Source organism: Klebsiella sp. 54, from assembly GCF_018223875.1.
GTDB classification, from domain to species: domain Bacteria; phylum Pseudomonadota; class Gammaproteobacteria; order Enterobacterales; family Enterobacteriaceae; genus Klebsiella; species Klebsiella quasipneumoniae.
Genome location: NZ_JAGRRA010000004.1, coordinates 339110 through 360003, shown reverse-complemented (window position 1 = coordinate 360003; position 20894 = coordinate 339110). Strand labels below are relative to the sequence as shown.

The window sequence follows — 20894 nt, the reverse complement described above, 5'->3', positions numbered from 1 at the left end:
GACCCCGAATATGATCCAGTCGTAATCAGGAATTACCGGCTTCATGTTGGCTGTATATTCTGCTAACCGGCAGTCTTCTCAGTGAATTCGGATGACGTCATCCAGCCCAGTGCAGAATGGGGACGCCTCTGGTTATAATAGTGTATGCGCCAGTCCTTGATTTTGCACCGTGCTTCCTCCAGAGACATGAACCCGTTCTCGTTCAGACATTCCTGTCGCAGCCTGCCATTGAACGACCCCACTATGGCATTGTCCGTCGGAGATCCCGGCCGGGAAAGTCTATACGGCCCCCCTTTCATATCCCCACTTGTCCAGCATTTTTCCTGCAAATCCAAAGCACGCCTCAGTTAGATTATCCCCGTATCGTGAAGCCACTCTTTTATTACCTGCATTAGTTTGTCAGGTTGCTCAAGAGGCAGCATATGGCCAGCATTCTCAATAACATGTAATACTGATGCAGGATAGTCAGAATGCAGCGCCTCAGCCTCAGAGAGTGTTCTGAGCTCGTCACTGGCAGAAGCCACTATCAATACGGGAAAATTAACAGTTCCTGTCAAACTGACTGGGCTGTTACGCTGTAACTGCAATTGTCGAACAAAAACATCCGGACCTAATCGCAGGCTCATCGAACGTATAAACTCAATTAGCGTTGTATTCTTTTTATTTGAATCATGCAGCGATGAGCGTATCGTCGCCGTACTCAGACCGCCAAAAGATACGGTATTGACCATTTTTGCTGTTAGGTGTTTCGCAGTCATGAGATTAACGTCATCGGGTTTATTTGAAGAGGCAATCAATATCATTGCATCAATCCTTTCCGGGACCAGCGATGCTATCCAGCGCGCAACATAGCCGCCTAAAGAAAATCCAACCAAAATAAACCGATCTGGTAATACAGCAATATTACTCAGCGCCATCTCTTGTAGGCTCTGTCCATAGGATAAATCACCATAGATAATTTCTCCCAGAGAACGAATACTCTCTTCCATATCGCGCCATAAGGCCCGGTCAGTCATAAACCCGGGTATTAATACAAAATTCATGCCGCCCCCCCAAAATTTCATGCTTAGTATCAAAGTTGTTGGCTTTATTTTATCACCTCACGATTTAGGCTAAGCACCCAGCGGAGAGTACAAATAATAAACCCACCCATTGCAACACCACCGCCTATCCAGAGTACAATTGTTATGTTTTCGCCTGGAAATATACTTAGGCACAGTGCGACAAGCCCAGCGCCAAACGTTTGACCAAGCAATCGGGATATAGCGACAATACCGCTTGCGCTTCCACTTCTGGCGGCTGGTACGGAGCCCATTATAGCCCGCAGGTTCGGTGACTGAAACAAGCCGAATCCAATGCCACAAATCGCCATTTTGACTCCTGTGCCAAACATAAAGGAGGAGTCTGATACCATTGCGAGAGAGACCATTCCTCCCATTAGAATAAGTAGACCGGCACCGCTGAGAATTTCACTTTTATAACGGTCAGAAAGTCGCCCTGCAATTGGTGCCATAACCGCGACCATCGCAGACCAGGGGGTGATAAGTAACCCTGTCTCAATTTGATTTTTATGTAATACCGTTAGAAACAGAAATGGCAATGAAACAAATGCTAATCCCTGGACGGTAAAAGCACATATTGAAGTAAGAGAAGAGAGTAGAAGGTTAGCAGACTTCAGCAGGTCGATAGCTAATATGGGTGAGGGATGCGTTGATTGTTTGTATGCGAGTAGGATGGAAAAAACAAGGGTGACTGACCACTCAAGTAATACCACCGGCCAATACCCTTGATGAGTTAGCTCTCCAAACCCCAGAATAAAGAATAAAAATAACAGAAAGCAAAGCATTGCTGCGAACCAATCAAATTTCGTTACTGGCAAATGGTCGTTGTGTTGCTCCTTAGGCAAATAAATGACTGAGAGTATCAGAGCCATACAACCAACAGGGATATTAATAAAAAACAGCCATTCCCAGCGAGCAATGGATAAAATCGCAGCAGAAACCAATGGCGCGATAGTGAACGAAACAGCAACAATTAGTGCATTAAAACCTAACCCTTGACCCAGTTTATTTGGGGGGTAGATGAATTTAATAAGTGCGGTATTAACACTCATAATCGCTGCCGCGCCGAATCCTTGCAATGAACGTGAAAGTATCAAAAAAAACAGACTATTTGACAGGCCACACATTAATGATGAGACAAGAAAGACGCTAAGCCCAGTTATATATACTCTACGATATCCAATAACTTCGCCAAGCGAAGCTAAGGGCAGTAGCATAGATATCATAATCATTTGATATGCATTAATAATCCATACTGCGCTGGAAGGATTTGAACCTAGTTCCCGCGAAATAACCGGAAGCGCCGTATTGACTATAGCGGTATCTATTGTCGCCATACAGATAACAATAGAAATGGCGACTAATGACAATCGCCATTTATAAGTAACCTCAGCGTTTTTTTGCATGTTAGACGGCGTAACCTGATTTTTTCATTGCATCAACAGATTTACTTTCGTGAGATCCTTCTTGCACCTCGTAAATAGAACCAAATTCGGATTTGGCAATAGGTAAGTAGTGAATGCCACTATCAACTCTAGCTTGTCTCGATACCTGTCCACGAAGTAGTTTTATTCCTGCCTCGTTATGTGCTGCGTGGGGGCCGAAATAGATTGGAAAAGCATCAGCACTACGATATGCAGGTAGAAAGGTACGCCGCGGAACAGGTGAGCTATTCACCGCAGAGGCATGCATGCAGAGGCAGTGAAGAAATAGCACATCACCCGCTTCCGCCTCTATAAAAACTGCATCCTCTTCATCAACATCAGAGAGTTTTCCCCGAAAGAACCCGTCAATATTATGCGATAAAAGGCCTTTTCTATGAGAGCCAGGAATAACCCGCAAGCAACCGTTCTCTTTATTTGCATCATCCAGAAAAATCAAGGCCGTCAATAAGTCAGTATTGGTGTGTGGGTAATATGAAAAATCCTGGTGCCATTCCACTATACTCCCAACCCGTGGGCCTTTCATATTCAGCTTGCTGTAGTGAAATAAGATATTTTCACCAATTAAGCTCTGCACGACATCAAGTAACTGTTTATCCTCTGCCAATTCCACAAATGTTTCATGTTTTTGTGTCGGAGACCAGATACGTCTCACAACGGTGCTATCTTTTGGCTCTTTCTCAGAATTTTTATCGGCATCATTACGTAATAATATTTCATCAATTGCTATAAGTCCCTTCGTGATTTTATCTTGACCAAAAAGTTTTTTTACCAGCATATAACCATTGTCATGGTAAAATTTAATATCAGCAGCGTCTATCATTCTACTCCCCCTTGCTAAAATTTGTTTGTTTAAACCTTCATTGAACCAGGCTGATTGCAGATAAATTCTTTTGTAAACGCTCAACTTCTATTACTGAGCTTTTACTCTTCAGCCAACAATTGGAAAATACCAGTATATCCGACAGCTAAAAGTTACCAACTAGTAACAAAACCTACACCACCAAAAACAAATGGTCAACAATTTTTTAACCAAAAATACACATTAATATATCAAATAAAATCAATAGGATAAACAAATACCCTTACGCAATATCGTTACTGCTGATAAAATTAATGCCAAATGAACTGCCAATCCACGCTATCACAAAGCATAAATCTTACCACTAAGTACAGTTTTCGGTTCTTTCAATTCCCCCGTTGGGCAGACGTTTCTGTGTACATGGCAAAGAGATCAGGGACTCACCAGTAACATGTATGACCGTCATCAGTATCAAATTGAGGAAATTGGATCTATGGAAACCCCTGGCAGCATCGACCTATTGCAGATCAACACATTACGCGACAGGCTAAAGGCGGAGGAGATCACGAGTATGAAAATTTAACTCCGGCATACTGCAGCTTGCCGGAGAGACGCACTTAAATTCTGCGCAACGTATCCAGCAAATTATCGTAGTAATCCTGGCACGTTTGCAGACGGAGCTGCGCGCCAAAGTAGATTTCTTCGAGCGACTCTGGGTTACGACGAGCGACAGGCTCGATGACCTTATTAAGCCAGCCATCTGCATGACCAATATCGACTCTAATATGTTCCGCGTAATAATAGACATCACGTTCAGAAAGTCCCAGGCGGTGACTTCCATTGACCAATTTTTTATATTGTGACGGGTCGAGAAGTTCTGTCATAGCCATCATACCAACCAATTTATAATAATGACGACGAGTGACGCCTCCCATCATAAAGAGGTTATGTCCGGCCAAACCTTGCCAGTCATAGAGATGGCTGAAGTGGTCTTCAGGTAAATCGATGTCTCGTCTTTTAAGGAGGTCTTTATATAGATTGACGTGCGTAAAGTCATTACTGCCCTGGCCAATTTCATCCCACAAATTTTGACTTATTTCACCACGCGTTTCGGGAACAGATCCAACCAGAGTCATCGCTACTAAATCAAAAAAAAGAAGATTTAATGCACTGTCACTTTTAAAAAAATAATACAACTGCTGATTATTCGCTTCACTTTCAAGAAAATCAAAAAGAGGATGTTCAGATACCTTATGACAGCTCCATAAGTTTTTTATTTCAGCGCCGATATTATCAGGCGTTAAAGTTTTTAAACATGGAGGGCAACGTTTTGTTTCAGAATCAAGCCAACGTGATTCAAGTAAGTGACGTACATGCAGCAATACTGGATGGTATTGATTCAGGCTAAGATTAGAGAGGGGCTCGGCCAAATTTGCCCGATAAGAGTAAAAAAGCGTCTGATGAATTTGACGTAATGCCTCAGTTGACCGGAAGATAAACGCCTCATCGCACCGTTTTTTTGCTAAGGCAACTAACTGCTCAAATGGTCCTTCTTTGCCTGCTACATCCAGATGCAACGCTGTCGATTCAATCAGACTAAAGAAAAGCTCATCGAGGCAACCGTTGTCCTCTCGTCCAGCACCTTTGCTGTTAATCGTCGGTAAATATTCATCCAGGCTCATCGTTTCAAAACCTTCGTTGTGATGGGATTTTCACTCTATCGCCATTACCTCCATCACGCAACACAAATGTTACGTGATAGTATCATTATTGTTAATTTTTGGATAAACTTACGCTACGGATCCTTGTGCTGTGCCCATAAGTCATCGTTTAAGTATGCATACCACCTGGAGCATTTTGTTATTAATCCCCTTTTTCAGCAGCAATTATAGTTTTGGCTGCTGCCCATGCAGACATGGCCGGAGGGAACTCGCGAATCTCTTTATCCATTGTCTGACTAACGGATATCGCCCCATCAATCAACATCAGAATGACAAAAGCGACTCTCTCAGATTTTATTGGGCTAAAATAATCCAGTAAAATCTCCTGTATTAGCCGATATAGACCGCTCTTAAAATCAAAGGTAATGCTCTTCAAGGCTGGCATTGTATTACCGAGTTCAACAACTGCCCGAGTGAACATACAACCATGAAAACTTTCTCTGGCAAACCAATTTTGATAAAAATCAAATATTGTGAATAGCTTATCTTTGGCTGTTTCGTTTTCCGCAATTAAAGATTTCAGCTCCAGTATGAACGTATTATGTTTCTCTTCGAGAACAGCCTTAATCAGTGCCTCTTTATCTTCAAAATAACGATAAAAAGTCATTTTTGAGATGCCAGCCGCTTCTGCAATACGATCGATACTAGGATTAAGGAAACCTTCTCGATTAAAAAATTGAGACGATAAATTAATAATTTCATGGTATTTTGGTTTCATTACTGCATATCCGCACGGTTACTGTGATTATTGCGATATTATTAGTATATAGGAAAACAGGTTACCTATGCCAATTTACAGGTAAAGCAAGGGCCAGGCCCGCACAGTGATGCCACTCTTCAAGCTGGACTAACACTCTTCCTCCTATTTTCAACGTCATCATTTCAATAGTAAACATATGTTCCGGTACTGCTGACATTTTCACGGGGAGGACACATATATAGCACAACGCCTACCCCGCCTGCAGGGTGCAAACAGAATAAGAATGGCGATGACTCCCCCGTCTCGGCTCCTTCTGCAGCCATGAAATCATACTCAATGAACTGATCATTCATACATTTACTCTATAGTATACTTTTTATCGCCGTTAACATTTTACTTACAATTTACACAAAATAACACATATTATTCAACCATTAAAATCAACAAGTTAAAAGAAAAATTGCTAAATAAATGTAAATTTACACAGATATACCAAACAGTATATAAAAAGTGATGTTATGTTTTCATACCAGTATCAATGGCAGGTAAAAACATGCATTGGGGCAGGCTTACAGCGAATCTCTGGTTAAACAACAAGCCTGCATGCTATAGACATTGAAAAATGAGAGAGGAGTAAGTAAACAGCCCTATTCACTATCGACGCAGTCCTTATCTTAATCTTACAAAATCTGGTGAGCATTTTGCTTGTCAGCAATATTACTATGCAAGGAGATAACATGTCGTCAGTTAACTATCTGGTGGTGGAACCGACAAACCATATTCTGCATTCAGCCTGGATACCATCGTCAAAACCTGAGACTCAGAGAGCAATACTTGCTGCAACATTGGCTAATGGTAAGTCTGTAATCTACAACGATCTTCGTTGTCTGGAGACCAGTACCATGAAAGATGCATGCCGAAGTATCGGTGCAAAAATTATCGAAGAGCCTGGTCGTCTTATTATTTATGGAACCGGTGGTAAAATATCTCCGGAAGAAAAAGTCATTGATGCACTGGGCTCAGGTTTGGTATTCCGCGTGTTGACTGCTCTGACATGCTTTAGCAATAAACCGGCTGTTATTACCGGTGACACCATTCTTAGAACGCGTGTGATGGAACCATTGCTGGATGCCATTAACATACTGGGAGGAAATGTTTCCAGTATCAATATGAATGGTAAAGCCCCCTTTGTTAATTGGGGAGGTTATGCAGGAGGTGAATGTGAAATCGCGGGCAATATCAGCTCACAATTTATCACTGCAATCCTGTTCGCCGCTCCGCTGGCTCAACACAGTACCACGCTACGTATCACAGGCGAGATTCTTTCTCTGTCTTATATCCGTCAGACACTCGCAACGCTAAAAGCTGCTGGAATTCATTTCTCACATAATGCGGACCTTTCCGAGATCACAGTTTTCCCCGGTGAATATCGTCCTGCTGAATATACGATCACCGGGGACTATACCTCTTGTTCCTATTTAGTGGCTGCTTCAACCTTGTTCCCGTGTGACCTAACACTTAAAAATATCAACAGTCACAGCTTACAAGGTGAGCAGGCAATCCTTAATTTTGTCGAAAAAATGGGGCTGCAAGTTATCCGAAATGATGAACAAAACGAATTACGTCTTATTAATAAGACAGGTCGTTTACGCGGTAACTTCGCGTTCGATGTGAGTGACTGCCCAAATATTGTACCGACGTTGGCTGCACTCGGGAGTTTTGTCGATGGGAATTTCCGCATTACAGGTGGTTCAATTACTCGCCTGCATAAGTCTCCACGTATTAAGGCGATGGTGAGTGAATTAAGTAAGCTGGGAGTAAATATCACTCCTCTGTATAAAAATGACATTTATGATGGGTTTGATATTCAGGGTGCAGCCAACTATAACGGTGATTGCTCACTCTCCAGCTGGGGAGATCATCGCATATTCATGTCACTGTTTGTCGCCTCATTGCGTTGTAAGCAGGCTAATCGCCTGGACGGGTATGAAGACGTTCATTGCTCCTTCCCTGACTTCTTTAAAGAATTCCAGCAATTGGGCGTCAGATTTGAAGAAAAAATCCCGCAAAAAGAAGAAGCCATTTAATTTAGTTCGGGGAGGGACCCCCTTAGTCGAGAGGAAAATATGAATATGATTGCGCAGATGCATCAGCACGGCTATGTTGTCATTCCGCAGGCAATTGGAAGCGATGAAATCCAAACAATTCGTGACTGTTATAAACATCTCTCCGAAAGCTCAGGGTTATCGACGTTGTTGCCTACGGACATTTTAAATCAACCTGCTATTTTCAATGTGTTATTGAAAGAAAACATAACTTCAGCAATTCGCGAACTCTTTGGGCGTAACTTCTCGCTTTTCCCAAATTTTACTATTCGCGAGAGCGTGTATATTCCCTGGCATAATGACGCCTACTTTCTTCCTCAGGAAGTGATTAACGCAGAATCTCCCTTACAATTCATGCAATGTGCCATTTACTTACAAGATAATGATCCTGAACTGGGAGGTGGCATAACGTTAATACCCTCCAGCCATCGACTTGATAAAGATGTCATTGAAAATATGCTGAAAGATTCGCAGGAATACGAAAAAATTGTTATGAGCAAAGCCGGAGACTTAGTGCTTTGGGATAATCGTATTACCCATAGAAGCACCTATCCGGATAAGGCACCGGACAGCACTAAACTCGCTTTACAATGGACTGTCAGCGCTTCTCAAGATCATAACGGCCCTTATCTTGAATACCTTCGAGCGCGTGCAGAACGAAGTATGCATGTTTCCGATTACCTTCCAAAAAGCCCTAAACCCTATTTTGCGGATATGCCCAACGTGGTATTCCCTACCTCATTTCATCAGGATTCTCTGTCTCGCATGACGCGGCAAAACATTCACTTTATAGGTTTATAACGTATGGCAAATCATATTTCTAAAAGGAACGAAACAGGAGCGGCATGGATTTTACGTCAATTGAAACAACTCGATGCCTCACACCTTTTTATGGTGCCGGGTAAATTGATCAACGCCTTTATGCGGTGTTACCCACGGGATGTCCAGGCCGGATCTGACGAATTCCCTGTCCCTATCGTGACAGCATGTGAAACAGGAGCCGCATATATGGCTGAAGGCTATGCTCGCGTCTCCAGTGCTTTTGGTGTTTGTCTGGTCATCGGTGGTCCCGGGGTCACGAATACCCTCACCGGTATCGCTTCAGCTTATACGGATAATTTTCCAGTTTTACTGCTAGCCGGGCAAATTGCGTCCGGGATGGAAATGCGTAACGTTCTTCAGGACAGTACACAATCCGGTATTAATCAACGTGATATTTTTGCGCCAGTCACCCGGGCTGCTTACGAAGTTAAAGAAGGGCAACCGCTGAGTCTCTTTCTTCGGGAGTCGTTACGGGCGTTGAAAGGTGCGGAACGTGGCCCTGTCTATCTTGGAGTGAGTAAAGAAGTCCTCACCAGCGTTGACGCCTGCCGCGGCGAGATTACCGATAGCGTCAGTGATAGCTGGCAAAGAAAGCCAGTGGATCTGATTAAAATGCGCAGTTCGGCATTTGAAACTTTTCTCGCCAATAATCAACGCTGCATCATTCTCGCGGGCCTGAGAGGCAAGACACCTGAAACCAGCAGAGCGCTGATAGATTTTGCCGAAGCTTACGGTTTTCCCGTCGCGACTACGCTGAGCGCAAAAGGGCTTTTTCCTGAAGATCATCCGCTTGCACTGGGGGTATATGGTTATTCGGGGCATCCTCGCGCCATTGAAGCCTTAAAAGATGGTGAACTCGATGGCGTTATTTTACTCGGTATGGATATGACACAGTGGAGCACGATGATCTGGTCACCCGACCTCCAGCCCCCAGGGGGAGTGATTCAAGTTGATATCAACGCAGACTACCTTGGCAAATTCATGGATGTGACTTGCGGCGTTGTCGCTGACAGTAGCGCATTTCTTGATGCGCTGAGCGAATATTACCATCCTATTTTGGCAGAGGGTCGCAACGTCCGTGAACCTTGGGTGCAACGGCTTATGACGACCTCACGCTGCATGCCGATCGGTGACGAAAGCCGCCACCCAGCTTCTTATGTTGGCCTTCTGCAGACTCATTTTCCTGACAATGGCATCGTCAGCGTTGACTCTGGCGCACATCGTTCTTTTTTTGGACATTACTGGGTTTCTCGTACTCCTGATGCTTACCTTTCTGCCACAACGCTGGGACCAATGGGATGGAGTATTCCAGCAGGCATCGGGGCCAGTTTTGCCGCTCCCGACCGAAAATGCATGGTTATTACCGGGGACGGGTGCATGTTAATGCAAGGAATGGAGCTAGCGACGGCCGCGAAGTATCAGCGAAATGTACTTTTTGTCGTCTTCAATAACGCCTCCTATGCCGCCAGTTATTTTAATAACAAAGAAAACCAGGCAGATCTTACCGATATTCCTGATTATGATTGGTGTCTTTTAGCCAAAAGTTTTGGTATCGAGGCAATTTCTGTTCAATCTCCAGAAGAGTTAGAAGGAATGATTGCGGACATTATGCGCAAGCAGACCCCTTTTTTGATTGAAGTAAAATGCGATAATTATCATGCAACACCTAATACTGAATATAACCGTCGTGTTAAAGCGCATCCACTTATTTAGAAGGTATGAGGAAATGGCTTCTCGATTAATTATAACCAACTCCTGTATTATACTTATTCTGGGTTTATTCTCTATTGACCTGTATAACCCAGCATTGCCTACGATTAAGGCGGCTCTCAATATCAGTAACGCACAGGCCCAGAGTCTGGTCGTCTGGTATCTGGGCGGTTTTGCAGTATCACAACTGGTTTATGGCCCTCTTTCCGATAAATACGGCCGGGTCCCGGTAATATTATTATCACTGCTCTTTTCTGCCGTAGGTAACTATTTGACCTCAACGGCTGATAGCTACCAGATGTTATCTCTCTTCCGGTTATTTACCGGGATTGGTGCCGGAGGCTGCCCGGTAATCAGTCGGGCCATTCTCAGTGATACATTTCGGGATAAATCAGAGCTGTCAAAATCCTTGGCTGTTTTCTCTATGGCCTCCCAAGTCTCTCCCGCTTTTGCTCCAGTGATTGGCGGATATATTACGGAATATTTTCCATGGAAGTATAACTTCATTGCCTTAGCGTTGATGATGCTTGCCGGTTTTATATTCGTCAAAATGACACTGCCTGAAACCTCACCCAGAAAAGCATTACCTGGCGGGCGTATTGCTGGATTTAGGATCTTATTCAGTGATTTAAACTTCATGATATATAGCGTGGTTTCAGCCGTATTATTCGCCATTACGATTGGGTATTTTACTGCTAGTCCCTTTGTTTTTCAGACACAATTTCACCTCACTTCTTCACAAAATGGCTATTTATTCATGATTTATTCTGCCGGAATTGTTATTGGCTCCTGGCTGACTAAGCGATGTTTGTCACGAGCAACGCCGGAGAAAATTTTGATGGTCTCGCTTCCCTTGTTAGTAGCTTTCACGCTGCTGGCTTCTTTATCTGTTCACTTTACCAACGTGCTATCCATCGGATTCATTGTGATTTACAGCTTTGCGGTAGGTCTGGGATGTGGTCTCTCCTCACCTTTACTGCTGGGTATCAGTTTACACGGCCATGCCGAATTGGCCGGTACAGGAAGCGCGTTGCAAGGGGCTCTCAAAATGGCTGGCGCCGCATTGGTGCTGTGGTTTTTTGCTAGCGGGCGGACGGGCACAGCCTCAGGTCTCTTATCGGGCTTATTCTTACTCTCTCTGATTTGCCTTGTTCTGATCGCATTCGCACAATTCTGGACTGCACAGTCAGTCCATCAGCAATCATCCCCCGACAGAGATTAGCAGGAGCAAAACATGGACCTTGGCATTACAGGACGACAAGCGGTGGTGTGTGCCGCAAGCAGCGGGTTAGGCTTTGCCTGTGCCGCTGCGTTGGTGTCAGAAGGCGTCAATGTAACGATTAACGCAAGGCAAAGCGATAGACTTAATGAAGCCGTGCACTTGCTGAGGACCATCAACTCAGCAGTACGAATACAAGGCATTGCAGGCGATATCACGTGTCCCGAGGTACAAAATGCCGTACTGACAGCGACACCCACCGTGGATATTTTAGTAACCAATGCGGGGGGGCCGCCAGTCGGTGGCAGTCACGACTGGCCCCGTGAAATATGGTTGCAGGCGATTGAAACGAATATGCTCACCCCCATTGCATTAATTCAGGCTGTACTCGGCGAAATGAGAAACCGTCGCTTTGGACGTATTGTTAATATTACGTCCGGGAGTGTTAAAGCACCGCGGGGTACATTAAGTTTATCGAATGGGTCACGTGGGGGTTTAACGACTTATATTGCCGGTCTTGCCAGAAGTAGTGAGCTTGCCAGTCAAAATGTGACTATCAATAATCTCCTCCCTGGCGCATTTTCCACACCGCGATTAATGCAAACCCTGGCAACTGATGCACAACGCTGGGGAAAATCATCAGAGAGCATGGAGATTGAGCGCAAAAAACTTATTCCTGCCGGACGTTTTGGTATACCAGATGAATTTGGAGCCTGCTGTGCTTTTCTTTGTAGCATGAATGCTGGCTATATAACCGGGCAAAATATTTTGATTGATGGTGGGGCATATCCAGGGGTGTTTTGAATATGAAGTCGTTCTGGTAAATCGCCGTGGGCTTAGAGACAGTCAGGCCCTGGTTGGTAATGGCTGCTTACCCGGTATCCGGCGACCAGGTGCCAGTCATAGCGTTTTTTCCAGACAGAGTGTGGAAAAGACACCAGGGTCAGTAATTGCTGATAGCTTTTTGGACTAACTCATTGGGAGATTATCGTTGCCACGTTAAGTGCTGGCCTGATTGCAGAACGTTCCTTGCCCTGCGATGGCGTCACGGCGAGATCGCTTTTAGGCGTCATGCTGATATCACTTTGCGCAGTGCCGATTTTTTTGTTCAGCCAGCTTGCATCGGCATTGAGGCTTACAGCCGCTTTTTTATTGCCGATGTCGCTTTTGGCCTGTTCGGCGTGTCCTGGGCTCATTCGCTAGATACGCATATTCCATAGAAGAAATTGGCTCGCGTATAGGCCTGTGATGCAGTGGGTTCGTTTGTGGCTATTTCCTTCGGTGAGACGGTCGCCGGACCGCTAGCAATATATTTTGGGGGCAGCAATGTACTCTTAGTTTCAGCGATGGTGGTAGTCATCGCCACTATAGCTGCCAGTATGGTTCCTGCAATTAGGCTGCTGGATAACTCATCATAGATTAAGTCCCAAAAGGTACGGTGCATGAACTGGATAAACTCTGATCGTCTGGCTGTGCGGAACAAACCGGGCCAGGGGTCGTTTTAGCGTTACCAATTACCCGCCCCCCCTCTCAGGATAAGACCACCCACAACATCTCGCGCAACCCTTATACACTCCGGCCGCGTCCGCGGCAGGAGGGATAGATTTACCCCTTGTGAGAATACGCGTCCAGCATGGCAAGGACCGCCCGACGCGCCGCATCGTCTGCGATATTGTCAGGCAGCGCATCAGCCCGCAGGTTGACATAAGCGTCAGCAGCCCTTCGGATGGCAATCCCGACGGAGTGACGATCGTGCGTTGCCAGGGTGGAAGTCAGCAGGCCATCGGGATCAATGCCGAGGGCTTCTATTCGACGAACGCCGCGTTGCGGTAGATTGGCGCGACGAAACAGCATCGGTCCCAGCACTTGTTCCCGGAAGAAAGACAGCATCCCCAGCGCTTCGAAGAGTTCCCCCCTGCCCAGTTTAACCACGGCATAATGCAGCCAGATCCAGGCCCGGGACTCAAACCACTCCGGCGTCATGTTCGGCCAGTGCGCGCTAAATTTTGCCAGCTGTCGCTTGAGAGCATCGTTATCACGGGTAAATAGCACGGCAGGCTCCTCAACGCGCTGAGTGAGCATGTCCAGGGTGATAAATTTCAGATCGACATGCAGAAGTTCCGGGCCAAACAGGCAGATCAGCAGGCGAGGCTCACCGACGTGTTCCCCGGTGAAAGCATGTAGCAGATGGCCGAGCGTTCCGGCGAACGCCATACGCTGAGCCATGATTTCGTCATAATAGAGAGGGTCGATCACCACCACGAAATCCAGATCGGAGTATTGATCAAATCCGCCATGGATAAACGAGCCGCCGGCGAGAAGGGAGTGGATCCGCGAATCAGACTGTAATTTAAGCTTCAGTTGCTCTGCAAAACTTCTGTGTAAATCGGGTAGCGTATTAAGCATACTTTTTCCTGTTCACAAAAAAGACAAAGCATTACAGAATATCGAGTGATTCATCAGCAGACCAGATATTTCTGCTGGAACCCTACCCTCCATCGCGAAGCGCTAAATGCAAGCAATACTCCCCTCAAACCACCTCGCTCATCCACTCAGCAAATGCCCGCACGGCGGGAGAGAGAAAGCGCTGGTGCGGATAGAGCAATGTGACGGGTACCGGGGGCGGCTGCCAGTCCGTCAGCACTTCCACCAGTCTCCCCTCCTGCAGGTGGTCAGCAACGATATTCTCCGCCAGCTGCGCCAGCCCAAATCCTGCCAGGCACATTTTTATATAGAGCCCCGTTTCATTCACCGCGGCGTTGCCGCTGACGGGTACAGAAAAGGTCTCGCCATGGCGAACGAAGCGGAACTCATCGGCCCGCCTCGCCTGACCGGAGAAATAATGCACAGCCCGGTGCTGAGAGAGCGCCTCCGGTGACGGCGGCACACCATATTCCCGAAGATAGTCCGGTGACGCGCAGGTGACCCAGCGAAAGCGGCCCAGAGGGCGGGCCACCAGGCTGGAGTTGTTCAGCTCTCCCGTTCGTATCACGCAGTCGACGCCTTCCTGAATGAGATCGACCTGGCGATCGCTGACGCCGATCATCAGGTAGATATCGGGATAGCGCCGGTAAAAGTCCGGCAGATGCGGCATGACGATGAAATGCGCGATGCCCGCGGGCATATCAACCCGCAGGCGCCCCTGAGGCCGCGCGACAGACTCGCTCAGGGTGGATTCACTATGTTCGATGAGGGCGAGAATTTCCCGGCACTGCGCCAGATACTGCATCCCTTCCGGGGTAAGGCTCACCCGCCTTGTGGTCCGGTTCAGCAGCCGCACCTTCAGGTATTTCTCAAGGTTTTTAATGGTACTGGTGACAGTGGAGGCAGGCAGGGAAAGGGTTTCCGCGGCACGCACGAAGCTCCCTGCCTCCGCGACGCGCATAAACATCTGCATAGCCTGGATACGATCCACCTTCTTTCTCTCCTGAAGCAAGCAACTTACCGACAGACAGCATGATTATTCGTTAATTATGAATAATGAAAACAATTTACGCACCTTTTTGCGCTTAATCGACTGGCGTATCGTTGCACGGTGGATTACGAAGGAGGGGCCAAAAATGGCCATGCCCTCAATAAATATCCAGAGAATCATAACGTTAAATAACACGCATAAAGGAAAAACCATGTCCGTTCAGCCTGTCGAATTACGTAAGGCCTATCGTTTATTGCAGGTCGGGTCCACCACCATGATTTCCGCAAAATATGATGGCGTCGAAAATGTCATGTCAGCCGCCTGGGTTGGGCTGGCAGGCGAGCGAAAAGTGGTGGCCTATATCGGCCCCCAGGCCTTCACACGTCAGCTGGTGGAAAAGAGCGGCTATTTCGTGGTGCAGATCCCCGTAGTCAGCCAGATGGCAACCGTCCTTTACGCTGGCGGACGCAGCTATGCCGACGCGCCGGATAAAAATGACTCCATCCCCTTCATTTATCAGCCGGGGTTCGACATCCCCCTCGTGGCAGGCTGCGCGGGCTGGCTGGTGTGCAAAGTGATGCCCTACCCGGACATTCAGCAACAGCACAATCTGTTTCTGGGCGATATCGTCGCCGCCTGGAGCGATGATCGGGTATTCCGTAACGGACACTGGATTTTTGATGATGCGCCGGACGAGCTGCGGACCGTTCACTATGTCGCAGGCGGGCAGTTCTATGCCATCGGCAAAGGCAGCAAATTCGATCATGGACCGGGTCAGGACTGATCCTCCCCGGTCATGAAGATCACTGACGAGATGCATGCCCTGCAGAGCGGCTGATACTCCGGCGCCAGACGCCGGGCGCCTGGCCATACTGGCGCTTGAAGCTGCGGTTGAAGGACTGCTGGGAGTCAAAGCCGAGGGCAATCGCCACGTTGAGGATCGGCTCGTTGCTGTGGGCTAAGCGTTCGACCGACTTTTGCAGCTTTTGCGCCCGAATATATTCTCCGAGGGGCTGCCCGGTATGTTCTTTGAAGATCCGCTGCAGGTGCCACTTCGAATAGCCGGCTCGTCGGGCAACGGTGTCAATATCCAGACGGCTATCAAGATGGTTGTCGATCCAGTCGATCAGATCCTGAATGATGGCGCCAGTGTTCATCATGTTACCCCCTCGCGGCCGGTTAAAAGCATCTTTGTCAGTTGCATTTAAAGGTGGCCTGTTTTTACACAAAATGCAAGTTTTATTGTTACACTTAAATCCACGCCGGGATCGCGGTTTTTGTCTCCAGCCAGGACCGCACATAAAGTGCAACAATTATTCTTGCACTTAGTTAAGCGCCTTCCTACAATCGCCGCGATAGTGTATTCGAAATTGTTACAGTTTTGTGGCGATGATCGACACAAATGGCCTTAAGCCAGCCCGGACAAAGGAAGTGGCGCAGCCTCTCAGGCTGCGTCTTGCCCGGCGGCTACAATGACTGGAATAAAAATAATGAGCCTGCAAAAAACCTGGGGAAACATTCACCTGACCGCGCTCGGCGCGATGATGCTCTCCTTTCTGCTCGTCGGCTGCGACGACAGCGTCGCGCAAAACGCCGCGCCGCCCGCGCCTGCCGTCAGCGCCGCTAAGGTGTTGGTGAAGTCGATCAGTCAGTGGGATAGTTTTAACGGTCGCATTGAAGCGGTGGAGAGCGTTCAGCTCCGCCCCCGCGTCTCGGGATATATTGATAAAGTGAATTATACCGACGGCCAGGAGGTGAAAAAGGGCCAGGTGCTGTTCACGATAGACGACAGAACCTATCGCGCCGCGCTGGAACAGGCGCAGGCGACGCTGGCGAGAGCCAAAACGCAGGCCAGTCTGGCGCAAAGCGAGGCGAACCGCACCGATAAATTAGTCCATACCAACCTCGTCTCCCGTGAAGAGTGGGAGCAGCGCCGGTCAGCCGCGGTTCAGGCCCAGGCCGATATTCGCGCCGCGCAGGCGGCGGTGGATGCCGCGCAGCTTAACCTCGACTTCACCAAAGTGACTGCCCCTATCGACGGCCGCGCCAGCCGGGCGCTGATCACCAGCGGCAACCTGGTCACGGCGGGCGACACCGCCAGCGTGCTCACCACCCTGGTCTCGCAGAAGACGGTGTACGTCTACTTTGACGTCGACGAGTCAACCTACCTGCACTATCAGAATCTCGCCCGCCGCGGGCAAAGCGCCTCCAGCGATAATCAGGCGCTCCCGGTGGAGATTGGCCTGGTTGGCGAAGAGGGCTATCCCCATCAGGGCAAAGTGGATTTTCTCGATAATCAGTTAACGCCGAGCACCGGCACCATCCGCATGCGCGCCCTGCTGGATAACTCGCAGCGGCTGTTCACGCCGGGGCTGTTTGCCCGCGTGCGTCTGCCGGGCAGCGCGGCGTTCCAGGCTACGCTTATCGACGACAAAGCGGTGCTCACCGATCAGGACCGCAAATATGTCTATATCGTTGATAAAGATGGCAAAGCGCAGCGACGTGATATCACGCCGGGGCGGCTGGTCGATGGTTTACGCATCGTGAAGCAGGGTCTGAAGCCTGGGGATAGCGTCATCGTCGACGGCTTACAAAAAGTGTTTATGCCAGGTATGGCGGTTAACGCCAAAACCGTTGCCATGACCCCCAGCGCCGCCCTCAACTGATCCCTTATCAGAGAATCCAAGACATGGACTTTTCCCGCTTTTTTATCGACAGGCCCATTTTCGCCGCGGTGCTGTCGATTTTAATTTTTATCACCGGGTTAATCGCCATCCCGCTGCTGCCGGTGAGCGAATATCCTGACGTCGTGCCGCCCAGCGTGCAGGTGCGCGCGGAGTATCCCGGCGCCAACCCGAAAGTGATCGCCGAGACCGTGGCGACGCCGCTGGAGGAAGCGATCAACGGCGTTGAAAACATGATGTACATGAAATCGGTCGCCGGCTCCGACGGCGTGCTGGTGACCACCGTGACCTTCCGCCCGGGTACCGACCCGGATCAGGCGCAGGTTCAGGTGCAGAACCGGGTCGCGCAGGCCGAGGCGCGTCTGCCGGAGGATGTGCGCCGTCTGGGGATCACCACCCAGAAACAGTCCCCGACGCTGACCCTGGTGGTACATCTGTTTTCGCCAAACGGTAAGTACGACTCGCTGTATATGCGCAACTACGCCACGCTGAAGGTGAAGGATGAGCTGGCGCGCCTGCCCGGCGTCGGCCAGATCCAGATATTTGGCTCCGGCGAATACGCGATGCGCGTCTGGCTGGATCCCAACAAGGTGGCCGCCCGCGGTCTGACGGCCTCGGATGTGGTGACGGCGATGCAGGAGCAGAACGTCCAGGTCTCCGCCGGTCAGCTTGGCGCCGAGCCGCTGCCGCAGGAGAGCGATTTCCTGATCTCGATTAACGCCCAGGGCCGTCTGCATACCGAAGAAGAGTTTGGCAATATCATTCTGAAAACGGCGCAGGACGGCTCGCTGGTCCGCCTGCGCGACGTGGCGCGCATCGAGATGGGTTCCGGTAGCTATGCGCTGCGCTCCCAGCTCAACAATAAGGATGCGGTCGGGATCGGTATCTTCCAGTCCCCGGGGGCTAACGCCATCGATTTGTCGAACGCCGTGCGTGCCAAAATGGCCGAGCTGGCCACCCGCTTCCCGGAAGATATGAAGTGGGCGGCGCCGTACGACCCGACGGTTTTCGTCCGCGACTCCATCCGCGCGGTGGTGCAGACGCTGCTGGAGGCGGTCGTGCTGGTGGTACTGGTGGTGATCCTGTTCCTGCAGACCTGGCGCGCATCGATTATCCCGCTGATCGCGGTGCCGGTATCGGTGGTCGGTACCTTCAGCATTCTCTATCTGCTGGGCTTCTCGCTGAATACCCTGAGTCTGTTCGGGCTGGTACTGGCGATTGGTATCGTGGTGGATGACGCCATCGTGGTGGTGGAAAACGTCGAGCGCAATATCGAAGAGGGGCTTGCGCCGCTTGCCGCGGCGCATCAGGCGATGCGAGAGGTCTCCGGGCCGATTATCGCTATTGCGCTGGTGCTGTGCGCGGTGTTCGTGCCAATGGCGTTTCTCTCAGGCGTTACCGGTCAGTTCTACAAGCAGTTTGCGGTGACCATCGCCATCTCCACGGTGATCTCGGCCATCAACTCGCTGACGCTCTCCCCGGCGCTGGCGGCCCTGCTGTTAAAGCCGCACGGCGCGAAGAAAGACCTCCCTACCCGGCTGATCGATCATCTGTTTGGCTGGATTTTCCGTCCGTTTAACCGCTTTTTCCTGCGCAGCTCGAACGGCTATCAGGGGCTGGTGAGTAAAACCCTCGGTCGCCGTGGCGCAGTGTTTGTGGTGTACCTGCTGCTGCTCTGCGCCGCAGGGGTGATGTTTAAAGTCGTTCCCGGCGGATTTATTCCCACCCAGGACAAACTGTACCTGATTGGCGGCGTGAAGATGCCGGAAGGTTCGTCGCTGGCGCGCACCGATGCGGTGATCCGCAAAATGAGCGAGATCGGGATGAATACCGAAGGGGTCGATTATGCGGTCGCCTTCCCCGGTCTTAACGCGCTGCAGTTCACCAACACGCCGAATACCGGGACGGTCTTTTTTGGCCTGAAACCGTTCGACCAGCGCAAACACTCGGCGGCGGAAATCAATGCGGAAATCAACGCTAAAATCGCGCAAATCCAGCAGGGCTTTGGCTTCTCCATCCTGCCGCCGCCGATTTTAGGACTGGGTCAGGGCTCCGGCTACTCCCTTTACATCCAGGATCGCGGTGGGCTGGGCTATGGCGCGCTGCAAAGCGCGGTGAATGCGATGTCCGGGACGATTATGCAGACGCCGGGGATGCACTTCCCGATCTCGACCTACCAGGCTAACGTGCCGCAGCTGGACGTGCAGGTCGATCGCGATAAGGCGAAAGCGCAGGGGGTATCGCTGACCGATCTGTTCGGCACGCTGCAGACCTATCTCGGCTCGTCTTATGTCAATGACTTTAACCAGTTCGGGCGTACCTGGCGCGTGATGGCCCAGGCTGACGGACCATACCGCGAGAGCGTGGAAGATATCGCCAATCTGCGCACCCGCAATAATCAGGGCGAAATGGTGCCGATCGGCAGTATGGTGAATATCAGTACCACCTACGGGCCGGATCCGGTGATCCGCTACAACGGTTATCCGGCGGCGGACCTGATTGGCGATGCCGATCCGCGCGTTCTCTCCTCCTCGCAGGCGATGACGCTGCTGGACGCCATGTCTAAACAGGTGCTGCCGAATGGGATGAATATTGAATGGACGGATCTCAGCTTCCAGCAGGCCACCCAGGGCAACACGGCGCTGATCGTCTTCCCGGTGGCGGTGCTGCTGGCTTTCCTCGTGCTGGCGGCGCTGTATGAAAGCTGGACCCTGCCGCTGGCGGTGATCCTTATCGTGCCGATGACGATGCTCTCCGCGCTATTTGGCGTCTGGCTGACCGGGGGAGATAACAACGTCTTCGTGCAGGTGGGGCTGGTGGTCCTGATGGGCCTGGCCTGTAAAAACGCCATTCTGATCGTCGAGTTTGCCCGCGAGCTGGAGATTCAGGGCAAAGGCATCATGGAGGCCGCGCTGGAGGCGTGCCGCCTGCGTCTGCGCCCGATTGTGATGACCTCCATCGCCTTTATCGCCGGGACCATTCCGCTGATCCTCGGCCACGGCGCAGGAGCGGAAGTTCGCGGCGTCACCGGGATCACGGTGTTCTCCGGGATGCTGGGGGTGACGCTGTTCGGTCTGTTCCTGACGCCGGTGTTTTACGTGACGCTACGGAAACTGGTGTCCCGCAGTAAGCCGGTCCAGGAGGATCTGCGCGCCTAGCCTGCAGCAGATAACAAAAAACCGCCTTCACAATTTGAAGGCGGTTTTTTTTCGT

General features: G+C 49.6%; 17 protein-coding genes and 1 pseudogene. 8 read left to right on the top strand and 10 right to left on the bottom strand.

Translation table 11 applies throughout. From position 1 onward, the window contains the following. Positions 1 to 62: 62 nt before the first annotated feature. The 6 genes and pseudogenes from KHQ24_RS13205 to KHQ24_RS13180 form a co-directional block, all read right to left on the bottom strand. Positions 63 to 330: pseudogene (locus KHQ24_RS13205) on the bottom strand (integrase core domain-containing protein); the annotation flags it as partial. 17 nt (positions 331 to 347) lie between these two features. Then, complete coding sequence (locus tag KHQ24_RS13200; RefSeq protein WP_043521400.1) at positions 348 to 1043, bottom strand: alpha/beta fold hydrolase; 696 nt, start codon at positions 1041 to 1043, stop codon at positions 348 to 350. 44 nt (positions 1044 to 1087) lie between these two features. After that, entirely contained in the window at positions 1088 to 2467 is a 1380-nt protein-coding gene (locus KHQ24_RS13195; protein WP_069135458.1) for an MFS transporter, read from the bottom strand. 1 nt (position 2468) lies between these two features. Beyond that, positions 2469 to 3326 (bottom strand): phytanoyl-CoA dioxygenase family protein, encoded by an 858-nt coding sequence (locus KHQ24_RS13190; protein ID WP_043521393.1) that lies wholly within the window; start codon positions 3324 to 3326, stop codon positions 2469 to 2471. Positions 3327 to 3922: 596 nt separating this feature from the next. Next, on the bottom strand, positions 3923 to 4987 hold the full coding sequence (locus KHQ24_RS13185) for an iron-containing redox enzyme family protein (RefSeq protein ID WP_043521392.1): 1065 nt from the start codon (positions 4985 to 4987) through the stop codon (positions 3923 to 3925). A 181-nt stretch (positions 4988 to 5168) separates the two neighbouring features. Beyond that, a complete protein-coding gene (locus KHQ24_RS13180; protein WP_043521391.1) occupies positions 5169 to 5744 on the bottom strand; it encodes a TetR/AcrR family transcriptional regulator in 576 nt (191 codons plus the stop codon). 719 nt (positions 5745 to 6463) lie between these two features. On the opposite strand from KHQ24_RS13180, the gene aroA reads away from it, so the two are divergent. The 5 genes from aroA to KHQ24_RS13155 are packed head-to-tail and all read left to right on the top strand — an operon-like array spanning position 6464 to position 12386. Continuing rightward, complete coding sequence (aroA, locus tag KHQ24_RS13175; RefSeq protein ID WP_032426136.1) at positions 6464 to 7813, top strand: 3-phosphoshikimate 1-carboxyvinyltransferase; 1350 nt, start codon at positions 6464 to 6466, stop codon at positions 7811 to 7813. A 39-nt stretch (positions 7814 to 7852) separates the two neighbouring features. After that, positions 7853 to 8632: a phytanoyl-CoA dioxygenase family protein gene (locus KHQ24_RS13170; RefSeq protein ID WP_101839409.1), complete on the top strand. Its 780-nt coding sequence runs from the start codon at positions 7853 to 7855 to the stop codon at positions 8630 to 8632. 3 nt (positions 8633 to 8635) lie between these two features. After that, positions 8636 to 10366, top strand: coding sequence for a thiamine pyrophosphate-binding protein (locus KHQ24_RS13165; RefSeq protein WP_064178284.1), 1731 nt, complete (start codon positions 8636 to 8638; stop codon positions 10364 to 10366). Positions 10367 to 10379: 13 nt separating this feature from the next. Beyond that, a complete protein-coding gene (locus KHQ24_RS13160; protein ID WP_080841349.1) occupies positions 10380 to 11585 on the top strand; it encodes a multidrug effflux MFS transporter in 1206 nt (401 codons plus the stop codon). A gap of 12 nt (positions 11586 to 11597) precedes the next feature. After that, positions 11598 to 12386 carry an SDR family oxidoreductase gene (locus tag KHQ24_RS13155; protein WP_065800066.1) on the top strand — a complete coding sequence of 263 codons (789 nt, stop codon included), beginning with the start codon at positions 11598 to 11600 and terminating at the stop codon, positions 12384 to 12386. A gap of 170 nt (positions 12387 to 12556) precedes the next feature. Here the strand turns inward: KHQ24_RS13155 and KHQ24_RS13150 are convergent, their stop codons facing one another. The 3 genes from KHQ24_RS13150 to KHQ24_RS13140 all read right to left on the bottom strand — a co-directional run bounded on the left by KHQ24_RS13150 (position 12557) and on the right by KHQ24_RS13140 (position 14997). Further along, a complete protein-coding gene (locus KHQ24_RS13150; RefSeq protein WP_211777313.1) occupies positions 12557 to 12778 on the bottom strand; it encodes a hypothetical protein in 222 nt (73 codons plus the stop codon). Positions 12779 to 13187: 409 nt separating this feature from the next. Beyond that, positions 13188 to 13988: a hypothetical protein gene (locus KHQ24_RS13145; RefSeq protein WP_004180956.1), complete on the bottom strand. Its 801-nt coding sequence runs from the start codon at positions 13986 to 13988 to the stop codon at positions 13188 to 13190. A gap of 124 nt (positions 13989 to 14112) precedes the next feature. Then, complete coding sequence (locus tag KHQ24_RS13140; protein WP_002914178.1) at positions 14113 to 14997, bottom strand: LysR family transcriptional regulator; 885 nt, start codon at positions 14995 to 14997, stop codon at positions 14113 to 14115. Positions 14998 to 15208: 211 nt separating this feature from the next. On the opposite strand from KHQ24_RS13140, the gene KHQ24_RS13135 reads away from it, so the two are divergent. After that, on the top strand, positions 15209 to 15781 hold the full coding sequence (locus tag KHQ24_RS13135; protein ID WP_117126773.1) for a flavin reductase family protein: 573 nt from the start codon (positions 15209 to 15211) through the stop codon (positions 15779 to 15781). A 19-nt stretch (positions 15782 to 15800) separates the two neighbouring features. Here KHQ24_RS13135 and KHQ24_RS13130 read toward each other — a convergent pair whose 3' ends face one another. Then, positions 15801 to 16154, bottom strand: a complete 354-nt coding sequence (locus KHQ24_RS13130; protein ID WP_211777314.1) for a helix-turn-helix domain-containing protein — start codon at positions 16152 to 16154, stop codon at positions 15801 to 15803. Between the two features lie 333 nt (positions 16155 to 16487). On the opposite strand from KHQ24_RS13130, the gene oqxA reads away from it, so the two are divergent. Then, a complete protein-coding gene (gene oqxA, locus KHQ24_RS13125) occupies positions 16488 to 17663 on the top strand; it encodes a multidrug efflux RND transporter periplasmic adaptor subunit OqxA (RefSeq protein ID WP_053810055.1) in 1176 nt (391 codons plus the stop codon). Between the two features lie 23 nt (positions 17664 to 17686). Further along, complete coding sequence (gene oqxB / locus KHQ24_RS13120; protein ID WP_211777312.1) at positions 17687 to 20839, top strand: multidrug efflux RND transporter permease subunit OqxB; 3153 nt, start codon at positions 17687 to 17689, stop codon at positions 20837 to 20839. Positions 20840 to 20894 lie beyond the last annotated feature (55 nt).

What these genes read in the sequence shown, in the direction of transcription:
- KHQ24_RS13155 (WP_065800066.1), top strand. Translation starts at nt 11,598, where the DNA reads ATGGACCTTGGCATTACAGGACGACAAGCGGTGGTGTGTGCCGCAAGC.
- KHQ24_RS13200 (WP_043521400.1), bottom strand. Translation starts at nt 1,043, where the DNA reads ATGAATTTTGTATTAATACCCGGGTTTATGACTGACCGGGCCTTATGG.
- KHQ24_RS13165 (WP_064178284.1), top strand. Translation starts at nt 8,636, where the DNA reads ATGGCAAATCATATTTCTAAAAGGAACGAAACAGGAGCGGCATGGATT.
- KHQ24_RS13190 (WP_043521393.1), bottom strand. Translation starts at nt 3,326, where the DNA reads ATGATAGACGCTGCTGATATTAAATTTTACCATGACAATGGTTATATG.
- KHQ24_RS13135 (WP_117126773.1), top strand. Translation starts at nt 15,209, where the DNA reads ATGTCCGTTCAGCCTGTCGAATTACGTAAGGCCTATCGTTTATTGCAG.
- KHQ24_RS13185 (WP_043521392.1), bottom strand. Translation starts at nt 4,987, where the DNA reads ATGAGCCTGGATGAATATTTACCGACGATTAACAGCAAAGGTGCTGGA.
- KHQ24_RS13145 (WP_004180956.1), bottom strand. Translation starts at nt 13,988, where the DNA reads ATGCTTAATACGCTACCCGATTTACACAGAAGTTTTGCAGAGCAACTG.
- KHQ24_RS13130 (WP_211777314.1), bottom strand. Translation starts at nt 16,154, where the DNA reads ATGAACACTGGCGCCATCATTCAGGATCTGATCGACTGGATCGACAAC.
- aroA (WP_032426136.1), top strand. Translation starts at nt 6,464, where the DNA reads ATGTCGTCAGTTAACTATCTGGTGGTGGAACCGACAAACCATATTCTG.
- KHQ24_RS13150 (WP_211777313.1), bottom strand. Translation starts at nt 12,778, where the DNA reads ATGAGCCCAGGACACGCCGAACAGGCCAAAAGCGACATCGGCAATAAA.
- oqxA (WP_053810055.1), top strand. Translation starts at nt 16,488, where the DNA reads ATGAGCCTGCAAAAAACCTGGGGAAACATTCACCTGACCGCGCTCGGC.
- KHQ24_RS13180 (WP_043521391.1), bottom strand. Translation starts at nt 5,744, where the DNA reads ATGAAACCAAAATACCATGAAATTATTAATTTATCGTCTCAATTTTTT.
- oqxB (WP_211777312.1), top strand. Translation starts at nt 17,687, where the DNA reads ATGGACTTTTCCCGCTTTTTTATCGACAGGCCCATTTTCGCCGCGGTG.
- KHQ24_RS13195 (WP_069135458.1), bottom strand. Translation starts at nt 2,467, where the DNA reads ATGCAAAAAAACGCTGAGGTTACTTATAAATGGCGATTGTCATTAGTC.
- KHQ24_RS13170 (WP_101839409.1), top strand. Translation starts at nt 7,853, where the DNA reads ATGAATATGATTGCGCAGATGCATCAGCACGGCTATGTTGTCATTCCG.
- KHQ24_RS13160 (WP_080841349.1), top strand. Translation starts at nt 10,380, where the DNA reads ATGGCTTCTCGATTAATTATAACCAACTCCTGTATTATACTTATTCTG.